13 protein-coding genes are annotated in these 18,706 nt (G+C 66.8%); 6 read left to right on the forward strand and 7 right to left on the reverse strand.

Annotation, left to right across the window (positions count from 1 at the left end; all coding sequences use genetic code 11):
• Positions 1–10: 10 nt before the first annotated feature.
• Both ACQR10_RS05330 and ACQR10_RS05335 read left to right on the forward strand, forming a co-directional pair.
• On the forward strand, positions 11–1,519 hold the full coding sequence (locus tag ACQR10_RS05330) for a class I adenylate-forming enzyme family protein (protein ID WP_316215782.1): 1,509 nt from the start codon (positions 11–13) through the stop codon (positions 1,517–1,519).
• A 114-nt stretch (positions 1,520–1,633) separates the two neighbouring features.
• Positions 1,634–2,866, forward strand: a complete 1,233-nt coding sequence (locus ACQR10_RS05335; RefSeq protein ID WP_316215781.1) for a GGDEF domain-containing protein — start codon at positions 1,634–1,636, stop codon at positions 2,864–2,866.
• A 469-nt stretch (positions 2,867–3,335) separates the two neighbouring features.
• Here ACQR10_RS05335 and mfd read toward each other — a convergent pair whose 3' ends face one another.
• Positions 3,336–6,851: a transcription-repair coupling factor gene (mfd, locus tag ACQR10_RS05340; RefSeq protein WP_316215780.1), complete on the reverse strand. Its 3,516-nt coding sequence runs from the start codon at positions 6,849–6,851 to the stop codon at positions 3,336–3,338.
• A complete protein-coding gene (locus tag ACQR10_RS05345; protein WP_315800027.1) occupies positions 6,851–7,138 on the reverse strand; it encodes a succinate dehydrogenase assembly factor 2 in 288 nt (95 codons plus the stop codon). Before ACQR10_RS05345 ends, mfd begins: the two co-directional genes overlap by 1 nt.
• Positions 7,139–7,331: 193 nt before the next feature.
• Between ACQR10_RS05345 and recG the strand changes: the two genes are divergently transcribed.
• Together recG and ACQR10_RS05355 are read left to right on the forward strand one after the other, a co-directional pair.
• Positions 7,332–9,434: an ATP-dependent DNA helicase RecG gene (gene recG / locus ACQR10_RS05350; RefSeq protein WP_316215779.1), complete on the forward strand. Its 2,103-nt coding sequence runs from the start codon at positions 7,332–7,334 to the stop codon at positions 9,432–9,434.
• A 159-nt stretch (positions 9,435–9,593) separates the two neighbouring features.
• Positions 9,594–10,751: an IS481 family transposase gene (locus ACQR10_RS05355; RefSeq protein ID WP_316216558.1), complete on the forward strand. Its 1,158-nt coding sequence runs from the start codon at positions 9,594–9,596 to the stop codon at positions 10,749–10,751.
• 54 nt (positions 10,752–10,805) lie between these two features.
• Here the strand turns inward: ACQR10_RS05355 and ACQR10_RS05360 are convergent, their stop codons facing one another.
• Together ACQR10_RS05360 and ACQR10_RS05365 are read right to left on the reverse strand one after the other, a co-directional pair.
• Positions 10,806–11,660, reverse strand: a complete 855-nt coding sequence (locus ACQR10_RS05360) for an NAD(P)-dependent oxidoreductase (protein ID WP_316215778.1) — start codon at positions 11,658–11,660, stop codon at positions 10,806–10,808.
• A gap of 164 nt (positions 11,661–11,824) precedes the next feature.
• Positions 11,825–13,705 carry an autotransporter domain-containing protein gene (locus ACQR10_RS05365; protein WP_316215777.1) on the reverse strand — a complete coding sequence of 627 codons (1,881 nt, stop codon included), beginning with the start codon at positions 13,703–13,705 and terminating at the stop codon, positions 11,825–11,827.
• A 278-nt stretch (positions 13,706–13,983) separates the two neighbouring features.
• Here ACQR10_RS05365 and ACQR10_RS05370 point away from each other — a divergent pair, with 278 nt between their 5' ends.
• The gene (locus ACQR10_RS05370; RefSeq protein WP_315800031.1) at positions 13,984–14,358 is read left to right on the forward strand and encodes a VOC family protein; all 375 of its coding nucleotides are present in this window, start codon (positions 13,984–13,986) and stop codon (positions 14,356–14,358) included.
• Positions 14,359–14,402: 44 nt separating this feature from the next.
• On the opposite strand, the gene ACQR10_RS05375 is transcribed toward ACQR10_RS05370, so the two are convergent.
• The 3 genes from ACQR10_RS05375 to glmS all read right to left on the reverse strand — a co-directional run bounded on the left by ACQR10_RS05375 (position 14,403) and on the right by glmS (position 18,063).
• Positions 14,403–15,200 carry a DUF502 domain-containing protein gene (locus tag ACQR10_RS05375; protein WP_316178817.1) on the reverse strand — a complete coding sequence of 266 codons (798 nt, stop codon included), beginning with the start codon at positions 15,198–15,200 and terminating at the stop codon, positions 14,403–14,405.
• 195 nt (positions 15,201–15,395) lie between these two features.
• Positions 15,396–16,010 (reverse strand): LysE family translocator, encoded by a 615-nt coding sequence (locus ACQR10_RS05380; protein WP_315800032.1) that lies wholly within the window; start codon positions 16,008–16,010, stop codon positions 15,396–15,398.
• Positions 16,011–16,236: 226 nt separating this feature from the next.
• A complete protein-coding gene (gene glmS / locus ACQR10_RS05385; RefSeq protein ID WP_316215776.1) occupies positions 16,237–18,063 on the reverse strand; it encodes a glutamine--fructose-6-phosphate transaminase (isomerizing) in 1,827 nt (608 codons plus the stop codon).
• A 239-nt stretch (positions 18,064–18,302) separates the two neighbouring features.
• Between glmS and ACQR10_RS05390 the strand changes: the two genes are divergently transcribed.
• A complete protein-coding gene (locus ACQR10_RS05390; protein ID WP_315800034.1) occupies positions 18,303–18,533 on the forward strand; it encodes a hypothetical protein in 231 nt (76 codons plus the stop codon).
• Positions 18,534–18,706: the final 173 nt, after the last annotated feature.

Here is an 18,706-nt window from a genome sequence, read left to right on the forward strand (position 1 = left end):
GGGGCAACAGGTGAATCAGGCCAATACGTCGCCGACGTTCGACGCGTTGTTTCAACGCATCCTGGCGCGCAAGCCGGATGCGGTCGCGCTGGTCGATCCCATCAACAAGCAGCGCGTCACCGGGCGGCCGCCGATGCGCCTGACCTATGCCGAAGCCGATCGCGTGATCTCGGCGCTGGCGGCGCATTTCATCGACGCCGGCCTGCCCGCCCATTCGGTGATCGCGGTCCAGCTGCCCAACACGATCGAGTTCGTGCTGACGGTGTTGGCCGCGCATCGCGCCGGCCTCGTCGTCGCCGTGTTCCCACTGCTGTGGCGTCAGTCGGAGCTCGTGGCGGCGCTGAACCGCACCAGCGCGCGCGCCATCGTCACGATGTCGAAGATCGACGGCGTGATTCACTCCGATCTCGCGATGAATGCGGCGGCGGAGGCGTTCTCGATCCGCCACGTCTGCGGCTTCGGCTCCGACCTGCCCGAGGGGATGTATTCGCTCGACCAGTCGATCGCGAAACCTTCGCGCTCGACGCGCGGGCTGATGCCGGACGGCCGCAAGGCCGCGATCGTCTCGTTCGACGTGACCGCCGACGGCTTCCGCGCCGTCCCGCGCACCCATTTGAGCCTGATCGCCGGGGGGCTCGCCGTCTCGCTCGAGAGCGATCTGCCGCAGGGCGTGAACATGATGTCGGCCTTCCTGCCGTCGTCATTCGCCGGCCTTGCCGCTTCGGTCGTGACATGGCTGTTGTCCGGCGGCACCCTTGCGCTGCATCACCCGTTCGACGCCGACGTGCTGGAACAGCAGCTCGCGGAGCTCGCCTGCGATACGCTGATCGCGCCGGCCCAACTCGCCTTGCGTCTCGACGAGGGCGACCTCGCCTCGCGGCTGCCGAACCTGCGTTACGTGCTCGGCATGTGGCGCGCGCCCGAGCAGGTGGCGTCGAGCGCATCTTGGAAGACGCGCGACATCGAGATGACCGACGTCTATCTGTTCGGCGAAGCCGGACTGTTCGCCGTTCGCCGCACCGCGGCCGATGGCAGTCCCGGGCCGGTCAAACCGGGCCGCCAGGGCGCGCCGCGCGAGCAGCCGGGCTCGTCGATCGCCGGCGAGATCCTGGTGACGCCGAAGGGCACGCTCGGGCTGCGGGGGCCGATGGTCGTGCTCGCCGCCTACGCCCCTCCGCCGCCGCCGAGCGACTCGCTGATGCCGGCAGCGCCGCGCGACTACGTCGACACCGAGTATGCCGTGCGCCTCGACCGTGCCCAGGACACGATCTCGATCACGGCGCCGCCGGCCGGCGTGATGGCCGTCGGCGGCTACCGCTTCCTTGCGCAGGACCTGCACGAATGGTCGCGGCGGCTTGGCCAGGGCGCGCTGCTGACCGCTCTGCCCGACCGTCTCAGCGGTCACCGCCTCGCGGGCCGCGCGATGGACAATGCGCGCGCGCGGGAAGCGCTCGCTGAGCTCGGGCTCAATCCGCTGATGGTCGAGGCCTTCCGCGACCGCGCCGGCCCGGGCGGCTGATCCTGCCGTCCGGACCACTACGGAACCGTCATGTTTGGAACAGTGTTGACGCTGCGTTAACGGGAGGGACCTAGGATACGCGACGTATCGCCCAGCGTATCCTGAGTTTCCTGGATGTCCCCACAAGGCCCGCTTCTCATCGTCTCCTCGTCCACGCGGCCTTCGCTGAGTGCGGCCCTCGCGGTGGCGCAAATTCTTCCCTCCGTCGAGACGCGCTGGGCTGATGCGATCAGCACGATGTCCCGGGTTCAGCCGGCCGCGGTCGTCGCCGTCGTCGAGGATGCTGATGCAACCGAGCTGGCGGCGGTCTCGCGTCATGTCGGTGCGCGCAAGCCCTACGTGCCGCTGATCGCCATCGCGCCCGGTGGCGCTGTCCTGCCCGACCACGCCATTCCCTTGCATGGCAGCGACAATCACGAGCGGCTGCTGGCGCGGCTGCGCGCGGCGCTGCGTGTCCGCACGCTGCACACCACCGTGCTGCGCCGTCTCGATGAAAAGAAGGCACCCGACGCCACCCTGCCGGAAACAGATCCGCTGGATGACGCGACCGTGCTGCTGCTCGGCCGCGGCAGCTCCCTGCCCGGCCTGTCGGTCGCGCTCGGCGAACGCATGGCGGTCGTCGGCGCGCTGAGCATCGAAGCCGCCGCCAAGCATCTGTCGAGCCGCGACATCGACGGCATCGTGCTCGGCGAAGGGTTTTCGCCGCGCGTGGTCGACGCGTTCCTCGCGGTGCTCGCCGAGGACACCCGCTTCCGCAACCTTGCCGTTGTCGTCACTGCCAACCAGCCGGCGCCGCTGCAGGAACTCGCCAATCTCGAGATCATCGCCGGCGCTCCCGCGCACATCGCGGCCAGCGCGCTGCCGTTGATCCGCCTGCACGCCTTCGAAGCCCGCCTCAACCGCACGCTGCGCGCCATCGAAGCCGGCGGCATGCTCGACCCGCAGACCGGCCTGCTCACCCGCAACGCCTTCGCGCGCGACTTCGCCACCGCGGTCAGCCAGACGCAGAAGAGCGGCGGCAGCCTCGCGGTAGCTCGGTTCGCCTTCGACCCTGTCAACCCGCGCGCGCAATATGACGGCGCCCGCATCATCAGCCGCCTGATGCGGCGGATGGATTTCGGCACCCACGAGGACAACGGCTCCGTCGTGGTCGTCTTCGCCGAGACCGACCTCCGCTCCGCCCATGCCATCGCCCGCCGCCTCTCCAGCGTGATGCGCCACACCTCGCACGGCAAGCGCGACACCCGCACCGAGCCTTCGATCACCGTCGCCGCATTGCAGCCCAATGACACGGCGCGCACGCTGCTGGCCCGCGTCTATGGCGAGGCGCAGCGCGCGGCGTCGTAATAAACTACATGTTTTGCGTCATCACTGCGCTGGTTCGAACCAAGAGTCGTGCTGCGTAGGGTGGGCAAAGGCGCATGCACGGTCTCGCTACATGCGATCTATTAGATGGCGCCGTGCCCACCGTCTCACCGCTTAGTATGCCGGCCGACGGTGGGCACGCTGCCGCCTGACGGCGGCCGCTTTGCCCACCCTACGAGATCTCGTGTTCCACGCCGGACGTTCGTTCCTTCGGCCACGATCTCATCCAAACACGTGCATGTTGAGATCGCGTATTTGCCCCACTCGTGTGGTGCGATCCAAGCTCGACTCGGGGGCATCTCAGCAAGCGGAGCATGCGTCATGCACAACCGGCAATCACGCGACGAGACTGACTGGGTCAGCGTCGTCGCGATCGTCTCGGTCTTCCTGATCGCCAGCCTTGCCTTGCACTTCGGCTGGCAGCTTCGCTGATGTAGAGCCAGCGGCTGCCCTACGCCGCCTTCTTCTTCTCCGCGAGCTCGGCGAGCTCCTTGAGGATATCCGTGGTCCCCGCCAGGCGCTCTTCCGGCGTCTCCCATATCTGCAGGAACACGACCTTCATGTCGGGGCGCACCTTGGCGGCTTGGCCGTGGCGCTTGATGAAGGCGACGAGGCGCTCGGGATAAGCAAAACTGTTGTCGCGGAAGGCGATGACGGCGCCCTTCGGGCCGGCGTCGACCTTCTCGACATTGGCGCGGCGGCAGTAGTTCTTGATTGCCGCGACCTTGAACAGATAGCGCGTCTCGTCCGGCAGCTTGCCGAAACGGTCGCGCAGCTCGGCGGCAAAATTCTCGATCTCGTCGTCGGTCTCGAGATCGGCGAGCCTTCGGTACAGCGACAGCCGCACGGAGAGGTCGGAGACGTAGTCCTCGGGAATCAGCACGGGCATGCCGATGGTGATCTGCGGCGACCAGCGGTCGACGGTCGGCTCGGTGATCCCGGCCTTGAGGTTCTCGATCGCTTCCTCCAGCATCGACTGATAGAGCTCGAAGCCGACCTCCCTGATGTGGCCGGACTGCTCGTCGCCGAGGAGATTGCCGGCGCCGCGGATGTCGAGGTCGTGGCTGGCGAGCTGGAAGCCGGCGCCGAGCGTCTCCAGCGACTGCAACACACCCAGGCGCTTCTCGGCCTGCGGGCTGATCTTGTGGGTCGACGGCAGGGTGAACAGCGCATAGGCGCGCAGCTTGGAGCGGCCGACGCGGCCGCGCAGCTGATAGAGCTGGGCGAGGCCGAACATGTCGGCGCGGTGCACGATCAGGGTGTTGGCGCGGGGAATGTCGAGGCCGGACTCGACGATGGTCGTCGACAGCAGGACGTCGAACTTGCCGTCGTAGAACGCCGACATGATGTCCTCGATCACGGTCGGCGCCATCTGGCCGTGGGCGACCGCGACCTTCATCTCCGGCACGGTCTTGTCGAGGAACTCCTTGACCTCGGCCAGATCGTCGATGCGCGGCACGACGTAGAACGCCTGGCCGCCGCGATAGCGCTCGCGCAGCAAGGCCTCGCGGATCATCACCGGGTCATGCGGCGCCACGAAGGTGCGCACGGCGAGCCGATCGACCGGTGGCGAGGCGATGATCGACAGCTCGCGCACGCCCGTCAGCGCCAGCTGCAAGGTGCGCGGGATCGGCGTCGCTGACAGCGTCAGCACGTGGACCTCGGCACGCAGCTGCTTCAGCCGCTCCTTGTGGCCGACTCCGAAATGCTGTTCCTCGTCGACGATGACGAGGCCGAGGTCGCGGAACTTGATCGACTTGCCGAGCAGCGCATGGGTGCCGACGACGATGTCGACCGAGCCGTCGGCGAGCCCCTTCTTGACCTGGTTGAGCTCCTTGGTCGAGACGAGGCGCGAGGCCTGTGCGACGTTGACCGGAAAGCCCTTGAAGCGCTCGGTGAAGGTCTTGGCGTGCTGGCGCGCCAGCAAGGTGGTGGGCACGACCACGGCGACCTGCTTGCCGTCGAGCGCGACGGCAAACGCCGCGCGCAGTGCCACCTCGGTCTTGCCGAAGCCGACGTCGCCGCAGACGAGACGATCCATCGGCCGTCCCGCTTCGAGATCGCCGAGCGTCGCCTGGATCGCGGCGAGTTGGTCCTCGGTTTCGTCATAGGGGAAGCGGGCGCAGAACTCGTCATAGAGCCCCGCCTGCACCGGCAGCTTCGGCGCCTCGTGCAGCATGCGCTCGGCGGCGATCTTGATCAGCTCGCCGGCCATCTCGCGGATGCGGTTCTTGAGCTTGGCCTTGCGGGTCTGCCAGCCGGAACCGCCGAGCTTGTCGAGCTCGACACTGGTCTGGTCGGAGCCGTAGCGCGACAGCAGCTCGATGTTCTCGACCGGCAGATACAGCTTGGTCTCGCCGGCATAGCGCAGCTCGAGACAGTCATGCGGTGCGCCGGCGACCTCCAGGGTCTGCAGGCCGACGAAGCGGCCGATGCCATGATCGACGTGCACGACGATGTCGCCGACGCCGAGGCTCGTGACCTCGGAGATGAAATTGTCGAGCTTGCGGCTCGCCCGGCGCGGCCGCACCAGGCGGTCGCCGAGAATGTCCTGCTCGGAGATGACCGCGATCTGGTCGGTCTCGAATCCGGATTCCAGTCCGAGCAGCGCGAGCATGGTCTCGTTGCGCGGCGTCGCCTGCACCACGCGCCAGGTGTTGACGCTGGTGACATGGATCAGCTTGTGATCCTTCAACATGCTGGCCATGCGGTCGCGCGAGCCTTCGCTCCACAGCGCGATGACCACCTTCTTGCGTACCGACTGCAGCGCCTGCACATGCGCCACCACGGCCTCGAACACGTTGACCGCGGCGTCGTTGCGCTCCGGCGCGAAGTTGCGGCCCTGCCGTGCGCCGATGTCGACGACGTTTGCCGCTTCGGGCAAGGCGAAGGGCGTGATCCGCGCCAGCGGCACGGTGGCGATCCGTTCGGCCCATTCGGACGACGTCAGATACAGCCGATCGACGGTCAGAGGCTTGTAGATCGCGCCGCCGCCGGGATGCTCCATCGCCTCGCGGCGCGCGTCGTAATAGTCGATGATCTGCTTGAAGCGTTCGCGCGCGGCGTCCTCGCCCTGCGGCTCGATCACGACCGGCGTGTTCGGCAGGTAGTCGAACAGCGTCTCCATCTTGTCGTGGAACAGCGGCAGCCAGTGCTCCATGCCGGGATAGCGCCGGCCCTCGCTGACGGCCTCGTACAGCGCATCGTCGCGCTCGGGCGCGCCGAACTCGGCGACATAGCCCATGCGGAAGCGGCGGATGGTGTCGGTGACCAGTTGGAATTCGGAGACGGGCACCAGATCGAGCGAGCGCATGTCGAGCAGGGTTCGCTGCGTCTCGGCGTCGAAGGTGCGGATCGATTCCAGGCTGTCGCCGAAGAAGTCGAAGCGCACCGGCTGGTCGAGGCCCGCCGGGAACAGGTCGAGGATGCCGCCGCGCACGGCATATTCGCCGCTCTCGCGCACGGTCGACGAGCGGTGGTAGCCGTTGTGCTCCAACCAGGCGACGACAGAGTCCATCGGCACGACATGGCCGGGCGCGACCGACAGTGCCTGCCCGGCCATGGTGTCGCGCGACGGCACGCGCTGGACGATGGCATTCACGGTGGTCAGCACGATCAGCGGCTTGTCGCTGCCGGCGAGGCGCGACAGCCGCGCCAATGTCGTGACGCGCTGGGCCAGGATGCCGCCATGCGGCGAGACGCGGTCATAGGGCTGGCAGTCCCAGGCGGGGAACTGCATGACAGGAAGATCGGGCGCGAAGAAGTCGAGCGCCCGCGCCAGCTGCTGCATGCGTGCGCCGTCGCGGCAGACCACGGCGAGGCTCACCGCCGGCGGCTTCGGCTTGGCGGCGATGGCGCGCGCGAGGTCGGAGACGACGAGGCCTTCGGCGCCCTCGGCGACGTTGGCGAGCGTCAGCGCGCGCCCCGGCGCGAGATGCTCGGCAGGCGACTTGACAGGGCTCTTCATCAGTCGGCGTCCACCGCGCGGAACGCCTTGATGCGAGCGAACAGCGCCGGGGTCTGCTCCGGCGGCAGCGGTCGGGCGCCGGTGACCGCGGCATAAAAGTCCGGGTCGGGGACTTCGAGCAGTTGCTCGAGCTCGGCCAGCTCGCTCTCGCTGAGGCTGCCGATCTCGGCGTCGGCAAAGCGGCCGAGGATCAGATCCATCTCGCGGGTGCCGCGATGCCAGCAGCGGAACAGGAGCCGCTTGCGGCGGTCGTCAAGGCCTTGGCTCGATCGGGTCGTTCCAGTCATCGCGACATCCTGCAGTACAACGCCAAAAGCCCGGACGGTGCCGGGCGCGGTTGATATAGCGGTGCGCGGCGCCCCTGTCAGCCCTCGGGACTGCAGAACCGGCATGCCCGGCACCTGAAAACTGAGAAAAAGACGTGGATGTCTCGGCATTCGCGGCTATCCCGGCTCCCAAACCGCTTTAAGTGTTCGCTCCATGCGCCCCAGCATCCTCAATCCCCTGTTTGCGCCGGTCACCGCCCTCTCCGGGGTCGGGCCGAAGCAGGACAAGCTGCTGCGCTACCTGCTCGGCTGCAGCGAGACGCCGCGGCTGGTCGACCTGCTGCTGCATCTGCCGGCCAGCGTGATCGACCGCCGTAACCGGCCGAAGGTCCGCGACGTCGAGGTCGGCACGGTCGTGACGCTGGAGGTCACGGTCGACCGCCACCGTCCCTCGCGCAACGCGCGCGCGCCATACCTCGTTTACGCCAGCGACGAGACCGGCGACGTCGTGCTGACGTTCTTCCGGCCCAAGGGCGACTACATCGAGAAGATCCTGCCGGTCGGCGCCAAGCGCTACGTCTCCGGCACGGTGCAGATGTACGACGGCGTGCCGCAGATCGTGCATCCCGACCGCATCCTCGATGAGGCTGGGTTTGCAAAACTGTCAGGAATCGACCCGGTCTATCCGCTGACCGAAGGCCTCGCGCTCGGCTCGCTGCGGCGGGCGATCGCCGCCGCGCTGACCAAGCTGCCGGACCTGCCGGAATGGATCAGCCCGGAGGTGCTCAGCCGCTGCAACTTCCCGTCCTTGAGGGAGGCGCTGACGCGGGTGCACGTCCCGCAGGAATTGACCGACATCCTGCCGGAGAACCCGTTCTGGTCGCGCCTCGCCTTCGACGAGCTGCTCGCCGGGCAATTGGCGCTGGCGCTGGTGCGGGCGCAGCTGCGCCGGCCCGCCGGCAACCGCCACGCCGGCGACGGCCGCCTGCGCCGCAGGATCATCGACGCCCTGCCTTATGCGCTGACGAACTCGCAGGCCGAGGCGATGGCCGCGATTGCCGCCGATCTCGAAAAGCCGGTGCGGATGCTGCGGCTGCTGCAGGGCGACGTCGGCTCCGGCAAGACGGTGGTGGCGCTGCTGGCCGCAGCCGCCGTCGCCGAGGCCGGCAAGCAGGCGGCGCTGATGGCGCCGACCGAGATCCTGGCGCGCCAGCATGCCAAGACCATCGCCCCGCTCGCCGCGCGCGCCGGCATGAACGTGGTCATCCTCACCGGACGCGAGAAGGGCAAGGAGCGCCGCGACATCCTCGCCCGGCTCGAAGCCGGCGAGATCGACATCCTGATCGGCACCCACGCGCTGATCCAGGACGACGTGGTCTTCCAGTCGCTGGCGCTCGCCATCGTCGACGAGCAGCATCGCTTCGGCGTACGCGAGCGGCTGGCGCTGACCTCGAAGGGCGAGGCCGTCGACGTGCTCGTGCTGTCGGCGACGCCGATCCCGCGCACCCTGGTGCTGACCTATTTCGGCGACATGGACATTTCCGAGCTGCGCGAGAAGCCGGCCGGCCGCCAGCCGATCGACACCCGCGCGGTGGCCGATACCAGGCTCGGCGAGGTCATCGACGCCGTCGGCCGCGCGCTCGATGCCGGCAAGCTGGTGTACTGGATCTGCCCGCTGGTCGAGGAATCCGAGGCCGAGGGCATCGATCATCTCACCAACGCGACGGATCGCTTCGAGAGCCTGCGCGAGCGCTTCGGCGACAAGGTCGGCCTCGTCCACGGCAAGATGAAGGGCAGCGAGAAGGACGAGGTCATGGGCCGCTTCGCGGCGCATGAGCTGCGCCTGCTGGTCGCCACCACGGTGGTCGAGGTCGGCGTCGACGTGCCGGCCGCCAGCATCATGGTGATCGAGAATGCCGAGCGCTTCGGCCTCGCACAATTGCACCAGCTGCGCGGCCGCATCGGCCGCGGCTCCGAGGCCTCGACCTGCATCCTGCTCTATCACGAGCCGCTCGGGCCGATGTCGAAGGCGCGGCTCGCGGTGATCCGCGAGACCACCGACGGCTTCCGCATCGCCGAGGAGGATCTCAAGCTGCGCGGCGAAGGCGACGTGCTCGGCATCCGCCAGAGCGGCCTGCCCGGCTATCGCATCGCGCGGCCCGAGGTGCACGCCCAGTTGATCACCCAGGCGCGCGACGAGGCGCTGCGCATCCTGAAAGAGGATCCGAAGCTGAAGGGTCCGCGCAGCGACGCGCTGCGCTGTTTGTTGTATCTGTACGAACGGGATGAAGCGATCCCGCTGTTGACCGCGGGATAGACCAACGCCGTGATTGCGAGCGCAGCGAAGCAATCCAGAGTCGTCGCGGGATTCTGGATTGCTTCGCTGCTGTTCAGCCCGGGGACATGGCTGACAGGTGTTCGGAGACATGGTTGACACCTCAAAATTGGCTCGATTCGTCAAGCAAAGGGGCGAGCGATGCCGTGGCGAGAGGTGTCTGTCATGGACCAGCGACGAGAGTTTGTGATGCTTGCCAAGCAGGAGGGAGCCAACCGGCGGCAGCTGTGTCGGCGGTTCGGCATCAGCCCCCAGACCGGCTACAAATGGATCGAGCGGTCTGACGCCGGCGATACGACGCTGGCGGACCGGTCGCGGCGGCCGCATCGAAGTCCGGAGCGCACCGCAGCTGCGACTGAGCAGCAGATTGTCGCGTTGCGCGATGCTCACCCGGCCTGGGGCGCGCGCAAGCTCGCGCATCGTCTCGATCGCGATGGGCAAGCTGTCCCGGCGATCTCCACCGTGCATAACATCCTGCGCCGCTACGATCGGGTGACGGAGCCTGGCGGCACGCCCGGGCAGCCCTACACGCGGTTCGAGAAGGATGCGCCCAATCAGCTGTGGCAGATGGACTTCAAGGGACACAGTGCGCTGGAGAACGGTGTGTCTTGTCATCCGCTCACCGCGCTGGACGATCACTCGCGCTTTTCCTTGTGCCTGGCGGCCTGCGACAATGAGCGCGGCTCTACGGTCAAAGGACATTTGGAGACGACGTTCCGCCGCTATGGACTGCCGGATGCGATGTTCGTCGACAACGGTGGCCCCTGGGGCTTTACTCTCGAAGACCCCTGGACCGCGTTGACGGTCTGGCTGCTGAAGCTCGGCGTTCGAACGATCCATAGCCGGCCCTATCATCCCCAGAGCCGCGGCAAGAACGAACGCTTCCACCGCAGCCTGAAGGCCGAGGTCTTTGCCTTCAAGCGTTACAGGGACCTTCCCGATGTCCAGCGGGCACTCGACGAATGGCGAGCCGTCTACAATCTCGACCGCCCCCATGAGGCTCTCGACTTCAATGTGCCGGCAAGCCGCTATCGGCCCAGCCAACGCACCATGCCGGATCGCCTTCCGACGGTGGACTACGACGAGGGGGAGATCGTCCGTTCCGTGTCGAGCACGAAGGCCTATGTCAGTTTCGAGGGACGGCTCTGGAAAGTCCCTCAAGCCTTTCGCGGTGAGCGACTCGCTATTCGTCCACTCAGACAAGACGGAAAATTCGGAGTTTTCTTTGCCGCTCATCAGATCGCAGCGATCGATTTGCGTGACCCCAAAAGTGTCAACCATGTCCCCGAACAGGTGTAAGCTATGTCTCCGGGCTAAACACTGCGCTCGCAATGACGCGGGGAGAGGTTCCGGCTACGTCTTCGCCTTGCAGCTCTCGGCGAAGGCCACCAGTTGCGCCGCCTCTGCCCCCTCCCCCTGCACGTCCGCCGCGATGTGCTCGAACAGCCGCGCGAAACCTTCGTAGATCAGCGCCGCCGGATGATCCTCTCCCAGGAAGCCCGCGATCTCGCGCATTTCGGCAACCCAGCGATAGGACTTCGGCAGCATGTCCGGCAGCGCATTGCCGAGCCGCGCCTGCACGTGCGGCTGGCTCAGAGCCAGCTCATCGCGCAGCGCGTCCGCTGCGCCGGCGCGGGTGGCGGCCAGCACCATCGCGGCGCCGAGCCCGGTCAGCCCCTTGTTGATGCCGGCATAGGACATCTTCAGCGCCGAAGCAGCGCCGATGGGTCCTTCGATCCGTCGCAGATCGAGCCCGAGTTGGCCCAGCACGGAGACATCGGCGGACGCCTCGCCGCTCACATAGAAGGCCGGTCCCTTCGTGCCGGGCTTCGGCGGCAGGCCGATGATGGCGGCATCCACCAGGCGCGCGCCCGACGACAGCACGATGTCCTCGATCGTCCGGATGGTCTCGACGTTGACGGCATTGCAGTCGACGATGATGGGCTTCCTCGAATTCCGGTTGACGACCGTCGCGAGCTGCTCCGCCAGCGCCACGGCCTCGCCCGGCGGCACGATCGACAGGATGATGTCCGCATTGGCGATCTCGGCATCGCTGGCGCCGATCATGCCGGATGCGGCCGCTCTCGCCCGCGTCGCCGCGCTGCGCCCCTCGAGCGACGTCAGGACGTTGCAGCCGTGCTCCACGAGACGGGCAGCGATCGCGCCGCCCATTGCGCCCGGTGCGATGACGGCAATGCTGGGGGGCATGAGGACGGCTCCGGTTCCAACGATGGTCTCGAAGACTATGCGCACCCCGTGACAAAATTGAAGGCACGAAAACGAAGGGCAGCCCTTCCGGGCTGCCCTCGCCTTGGCCGCAACTTCAACGCTCCCCTCAGAGCCCCCGAGAACGCTGGCCGCCGCGGCAGACCTCAGAACGCGATCTTCAATCCTCCGCTGCCGAAGAAATCGTCGCCACCCGTGCGTCCGATGGTGCGCGACACGGTCGCCGTCAGCGCCACATTGCTCCAGAACGGCGCCACGACGCCGGCGCTCACCCGGCCGTAGACGTCGTGCGAGGTGCCGTTCGGAACGGTCCAGTTGTTGACGATGACGGGCGCCGACGTCGCGCTGTACTGAATCAGGCGGCCGTTGCCGATGATGTCGTCATCGAGCGTCAGGTTCAGGTACGGATTGATGACGTTGCCCTGCACCTGGAACGGGGTGCGCAGCTGCACGCCGACGCTGCCGATCAGGGTCTCGGCGGTCTGCGAGCCGACCGCGAGCGTGAGCGCAGGATCGCCGGTCTCGGTGAAGCCGTCGACACGGGCGCGGGCATAGGTCAGCCCGCCGATCGGGCCGAGCTTTGCCGTGCCGGCATCGAACAGGTAACCGGCCTTGCCGGCCGCGACGAAGGTCGTGCCGCCGGGATTGGAGGTGATGGTGTCGACGACGCCCGGCCGCGTGTTGCGATAGTCCTGATGGCCGATCGTCGCGAGCGCTTCCGCAAACAGGTTGCTGCTGGCCCAGGCGCCGTAGAGGCCGAACTGATAGGAGTTGGCATCCGTGGTGCCGGCGCTGTTGAACAGCCTCGCCTTCGGGTTGGAGTAGTCGAAGGCGGTGCCGATCATGGCGTTCGCCGACAGCCGGTACTCGACGCCAATCGTGCCGCCGATGCTGTCGAGATTGAAGCCGTTCGAGGCGGCGCTGCCCTGGCGGTCGCTGACGCCGCCATTGCCCTGCATGTAGAACGACCATGGACTGACCGACGCGAGCGGCGGCGCCTTGGTGTGGGGCGGGCGGCCCATTGCCCCATAGGCGTTCATCGTCGATGGAGCGAAGCCCGCGGTCTCGCGGAACATGTCGAGCTTGCCGAACAGGGTCGAGGCGAAGCCCATCGCCGTGATCGACCCCACCTCGCCTTGCGGCGCGAAGGTCAGCGGCGCGTTGAGGCGGTTGACGATATATTGGCCCAGCACCTCGAAGCCGTGTGACGTCAGGTGCACGCCATCGACATAGAACAGGTATTGGTTCTGCAGCGCAGGATTGCCGATGCAGGCGATCGGACAGGCGCCGACATTGGTGAAGCCATAGCGCGACGGATTGGCCTGGATCAGCGTCCCCACCAGTCCGGTGTCGACATACTCGACACGTACGCCCGAACGCGCGACGCCGGCGAGCGACTGCTGCATCAGGCTGTTGTAGGTCGTGCTGTAGGCCTTGCCGGCTGGAGCATTGGCGTTGCCGACGGCCTCCGGCAAGGTGCTGACATCGCCGGCCGTGAACACGATGCTGCGCGCGCCGTCCCCGACCAGCGCGTTGATGCCGGCCATGGCCTGCTGAGCCGTGACGGCCGCGGCCGTCGGCGCTCCAGCGAGCGAGCCACCGGCGCGGTAGTAGGCTCGTGCGTCATTGCCGCCGACGGAAATTTCGACGAGGTCGGTCGATGAGATCCTGCCGGAGAAGCCGGTCAGTCCGCTCCACTCCTGGAAGAAGCCGGGAATGCCGGGCGCCACCACGTTGGTGTTGCCGGCCATGGCGCCGCCGATCGCGTAGTTGAGCTGGGGAATGCCGAGCAGCGCCGAGGTCGTATCGACGAAATTGGTGCCGCCGCTGAAGCGGCCGGTGGGATAGAGCGGCAGCTTGCCGGCCCCGCCGGTGAAGGTCCAGAGATTGCCCGTATCGGCGTAGCTGTCGCCAAATGCCTGAATGCGCGTATAGGTGGTCTGGGCTGCCGCCGGCCCGGTCAGTTGCAGCGACGCTACGGACAGCGCGACCACGCACAACAACGTCGTTCTACTCACAGGCCTCATACGCGCTTCCCCAACGTCATACTTTTGTTTGCCCGATGTTTCCATGGTGACCATTCGAAACACCACCGCCCGCTGGTTGTAGGAACGACGACATCCGTGGCTGTGCCTTCCTCGCATCATCATGCAGTGCAAAGTGCCGCGATGCGCACGTTTGCCCGCTGGGCGGACCGGACCGCCGCCGACCGTGCTCGCGAAGGCTGCTGACAGAATCTGGCAGGGAGCTCGGCTAGTCGTGTGGCTGACGCGCCGCAGCCGGCGCCGCCACCGGAGAAAAGACGATGCCCGAGTTCAATTTCCTGATCCTCTACGTCGACAACCCGCCGAGCAGCGCGGCCTTCTATGCGGATCTGCTTGGCCGGCCCGTGATCGAACAATCGCCGACGTTCGCCATGCTGCCGCTGCGCGAGGGCGTCATGCTGGGCCTGTGGTCGCGGCACACGGTCGAGCCGCCAGCGGCCGGCGCAGCAGGCTTCGGCGAGGTCGCGTTCGCGGTCGGCGATGCCGGCGAGGTCCAAAGGCTGCACGACGACTGGAAGGCGCGCGGACTTTCGATCGCGCAGGCGCCGACGCGGATGGATTTCGGAACGACGTTCGTCGCGCTCGATCCGGATGGACATCGCCTGCGCGTGTTCGTTCCGCAGGATGCGGCCTAGCTCTTCCGCAGTGGCTGGCCTTTCGCGCCAGTCGGCCCTTCAGCCTAGTCCGCCTTGGCCGGCTCGGGCTCGCGGTGCGGCGATGGCTGCGCGGGTGCGTTGGCGAGGCGCGCGGCGTTGGCCATGTTGGCCAGCGCCGCGACTTTTTTCTGCTGGTCCGATCCCGGCTGCACCACGCCGCAGGACATGATCAGCGTCGCCGCGTCCTCGGCGCTCATGTCCACCTCGATGATCTTGCTCCGCGGCAGATAGAAGAAAAAGCCGGTGGTGGGGTTCGGCGCGCACGGCAAGAACACCGAGATCTGCTCGTCGTCACCGGGCAGCCGGCTCGAAATCTCCGCGCTCGGCGGCTGCGAGATCAGCACGATCGACCACATGCCGGGCGACGGAAACTCGACCAGGCCGACACGGCGCAGGCTCGAACCCTTGCCCGAGAACAGCGTCTCGAACACCTGCTTGAGGCCGCGATAGATCGCCCGCACCGCCGGGATGCGGCCGAGCAGCCGCTCGCCGAGGTCGACCAGGGTGCGGCCGATCAGGTTGGCCGTCAGGAAGCCGAGCAGCGTCAGTCCGATCACGGCCACGATCAGGCCGGAGCCGGGCACGCCGAACGGCAGATAGGTTTCCGGACGATAGACCAGCGGCACGAACGGCCGGACCAGCCCGTCCACCCAGGTCACGAACCACCAGGTGATGTAGAGCGTAATGGCAACGGGTCCGGCGACGACGAGGCCGGTCAGGAAATAGTTGCGAAACCTGAACATCAGCCCATGGTGGGGCGTCTCGGCCGGAACATCGGCCAAGGGATCGGTCTCAGGCGGCAGGTCGTCGCGGGAACTCATGCGAACTTCCGGGTCGGATCAAATCTCACCTAGGGGTCTTAGCAGATTTTTGAAGGGCAAAGGCCCTCTTTCCGACACAGGCGCGCTTTGCCGCTGACCTGTGGCCCGGCAGTCGGGCCCCAAGTCAGCGCGCAAGCCGTCGATTTCGATCCCTGCGGCGGCGAGGAGCCACTCAAAAGGGCAAACCCGCCGCGCCTAGGCGCTTCGCAGCGGCAGGGCCAGGCCGACCGCCACGAAGATGCCGCCACAGACCTGGTTGAAGCGCCGCCCGACCCGGGCGAGCCACGGACGAACCTGGGCTGCCGCGCTGGCAATGGCGTATTCGGTGACGAACTCCGTCACCGTATAGGTGACGGCCACGACGGCGAACTGCACCGCCAGGCTGCGATCGGGATCGATGAATTGTGGCAGCAGGGCGCTGAAGAACAGCAGGCATTTCGGGTTGGTGGCCGCGGTCAGGAAGCCCTGGCGGAACAGCGCGTGCGGGCGCGCCGCCACGGTCTGGCCGGCCAGATCGACGCCCACCGGCGGCGCGAACCAGAGCTTGATCCCGAGCCAGGCAAGATAGAGTCCGCCGACCCACTTCAGGACCACGAGCCAGGTGATCGACGCTTGCACCAGCGCGCCGATGCCGAACATGCACAGCGCGATGACGAGGATGAAGCCGATCAGGCCGCCCGCGATCGTGAACAATGTCCTGCGACCGCCATGCAGCGCCCCGTGCGTCAAGGCGAGCAGGCCGTTGGGTCCGGGCGTCAGGGAGATTCCGATGCTCGTGAGCAGGAACAGCAGCCAAGTGTCGAGTGCCATCGGAATCCCTGTCAATCAGTTGCGCCACAGCACAGGCAAACTCGGCCGTCGTCCCGGGAGGTGGTTTGGGCCTCGCTGGAGCTGCCAGCCACGAAGTGAGGTGGTTATGGATCCCGGCGTTCGCCGGGATGACAGCGAATGTGCAGAGGCCGCGTCGCAACTCACGCCCAACTGGTTCTCAAGGCGACGCGAGAGCATCGCTTGGACGCGGCAAGCGGCGGCGTATCTACTCCACCGTGACCGACTTCGCCAAGTTGCGCGGCTGGTCGACGTCGGTGCCCATCACCACGGCGGTGTGATAGGCCAGCAGCTGGACCGGGATGGCGTAGACGATCGGCGTGAAGGTCGCGGCCATGTCCGGCATGGTGATCGTGACCAGCGAGTCCACCGTCGCCTCCTCGGCGCCCTTGGCATCGGTCATCAGGATGATGTTGCCACCGCGCGCGGCGACCTCCTGCATGTTCGACACGGTCTTTTCGAACACGCGGTCATACGGCGCGATGACGACGACCGGCATGGTCTCGTCGATCAGCGCGATCGGCCCATGCTTGAGCTCGCCGGCGGCGTAGCCCTCGGCATGGATGTAGGAGATCTCCTTCAGCTTCAGCGCGCCTTCCAGCGCCAGCGGATAGGAGGTGCCGCGGCCGAGATAGAGCACGTCCTTTGACTTGGCGATCTCGCGGGCGAGCTTCTCGATCTGCGGCTCGGTGGTCAGCGCCGCCGCGATCAGACGCGGCACCTCGACCAGGCCGTGGACCAGCTTGGTCTCGTCGGCCTCGGACAGCTCGCCGCGGCCGCGGCCGGCGGCGATGGCGAGCGCCGCCAGCACCATCAACTGGCAGGTGAAGGCCTTGGTCGAGGCGACGCCGATCTCGGGACCGGCCAGCGTCGGCATCACGATCTCGCTCTCGCGCGCGATCGTCGAGGTCGGCACGTTGACGACGGAGAGCGTATGCACGCCCTGCGATTTGGCGTAGCGCAGCGCGGCCAGGGTGTCGGCGGTCTCGCCGGACTGCGAGATGAAGATGGCGAGATCGCCCTTGCGAAGCGGCGCCTCGCGGTAGCGGAACTCGGAGGCGACGTCGAGTTCGACCGGCACCCGCGCGAAGCGCTCGAACCAGTATTTGGCGACGAATCCGGCATAGCTCGCGGTGCCGCAGGCGGTGATCGAGATGCGCTGGATGTCCTTGAAGTCGAACGGCAGCCGCGCCGGCAGCATCACGCGCTCGGTGCCCATGTCGACGTAGCGCGCCAGGGTGTGGCCGACGACCTCCGGCTGCTCGTGGATCTCCTTGGCCATGAAGTGGCGATAATTGGCCTTGTCGACCAGGAACGACGACGCGCCGGATTTCAGCACCTCGCGCTTCACCACCGCGCCCGAGGCGTCGTGAATGATGCCGGAATCGCGGGTGATCTCGACCCAGTCGCCGTCGTCGAGATAGCTGATCGTGTCGGTGAACGGCGCCAGCGCGATCGCGTCCGAGCCCAGGAACATCTCGCCGTCGCCATAGCCGAGCGCCAGCGGCGAGCCCTTGCGGGCGCCGATCAGGAGATTGCCGTGGCCCTTGAACAGGAAGGCCAGCGCGAAGGCGCCCTTCAACTGCGGCAGCGACGCAGCGACCGCCTGCTGCGGCGTGTGGCCCTTCAGCAGATAGGAATTGACCAGATGGACGACGGTCTCGGTGTCGGTCTCGGATGCGAACCTGGCGCCCTGCTTTTCGAGCTCGGCGCGTAGTTCGCGAAAATTCTCGATGATGCCGTTATGCACCACGGCAACATTGTCAGTTGCGTGCGGATGCGCGTTGCTCTCGGTCGGCTTGCCGTGGGTGGCCCAGCGGGTATGACCGATGCCGGCGTGCCCCTTCAGCGGCTGCTGCTCGAGCCGCTTCTCGAGGTTCTTCAGCTTGCCCTCGGCGCGTCGCCGGTCCAGATGATCGCCCTCGAGCGTGGCGACACCCGCGGAATCGTAGCCGCGATATTCGAGACGTTTCAGGGAATCGACGAGATGCTCGGCAACCGGCCCGCGTCCCAGGATCCCGATGATTCCGCACATCAGCGCTAGTCCCCAAATCGTCGAGAGAGATTCAAAAGCGTGGCATTGTCTTAACGAAAACCGCGCGCTTTCAGGATTCAATAATTATTGCGGATTGCGACAGGGTTAAGTGCAAGACTTCACGCAAGGCTTAACCACGCGGCAGGCCGGCAGCTCCGGTTCGACACGGAGGTCGGTTCGGAGCGGGCTTAACGTGCGGTCAACGCTTTCGCACAAGACTATCGCGTCGGAGATGACCCATGGCCTTTTACCGCCGCCCAACTGATCCAAAGGGAACCAGCTCGCTCAGCCTGTCACATCCGGCGTCCGGGAGCCATCTGGCGCACTGGCCGCCGCCGACGCTGAGTCACGAGCTGAAGCCGATGCCGATCAAGCATCAGAGCAAGAACGAGCCGGTCAAGCACGCCACCCGCCGCGGCTGGCGCCTGACGCGCGCGATGTTCGCCGAGTTCCAGGACGACGAAGAGTGAACAAGCGCGTGGCGCCTATAGAAAGACCCTAGCGGCGATCGCACCGATCAGGCCCATATGCCGAGCCCGGTCAGCAACATGATCTCCAAAGGGGGAGTTGTACCAAGCGTGGCGTAAACGACGCGGCCAGAAACATGGCTAGCCGTACGATCGCAGTCAGAATCGCACCGACG

Source organism: Bradyrhizobium sp. HKCCYLRH2060 (genome assembly GCF_051168135.1).
Taxonomy (GTDB): domain Bacteria; phylum Pseudomonadota; class Alphaproteobacteria; order Rhizobiales; family Xanthobacteraceae; genus Bradyrhizobium.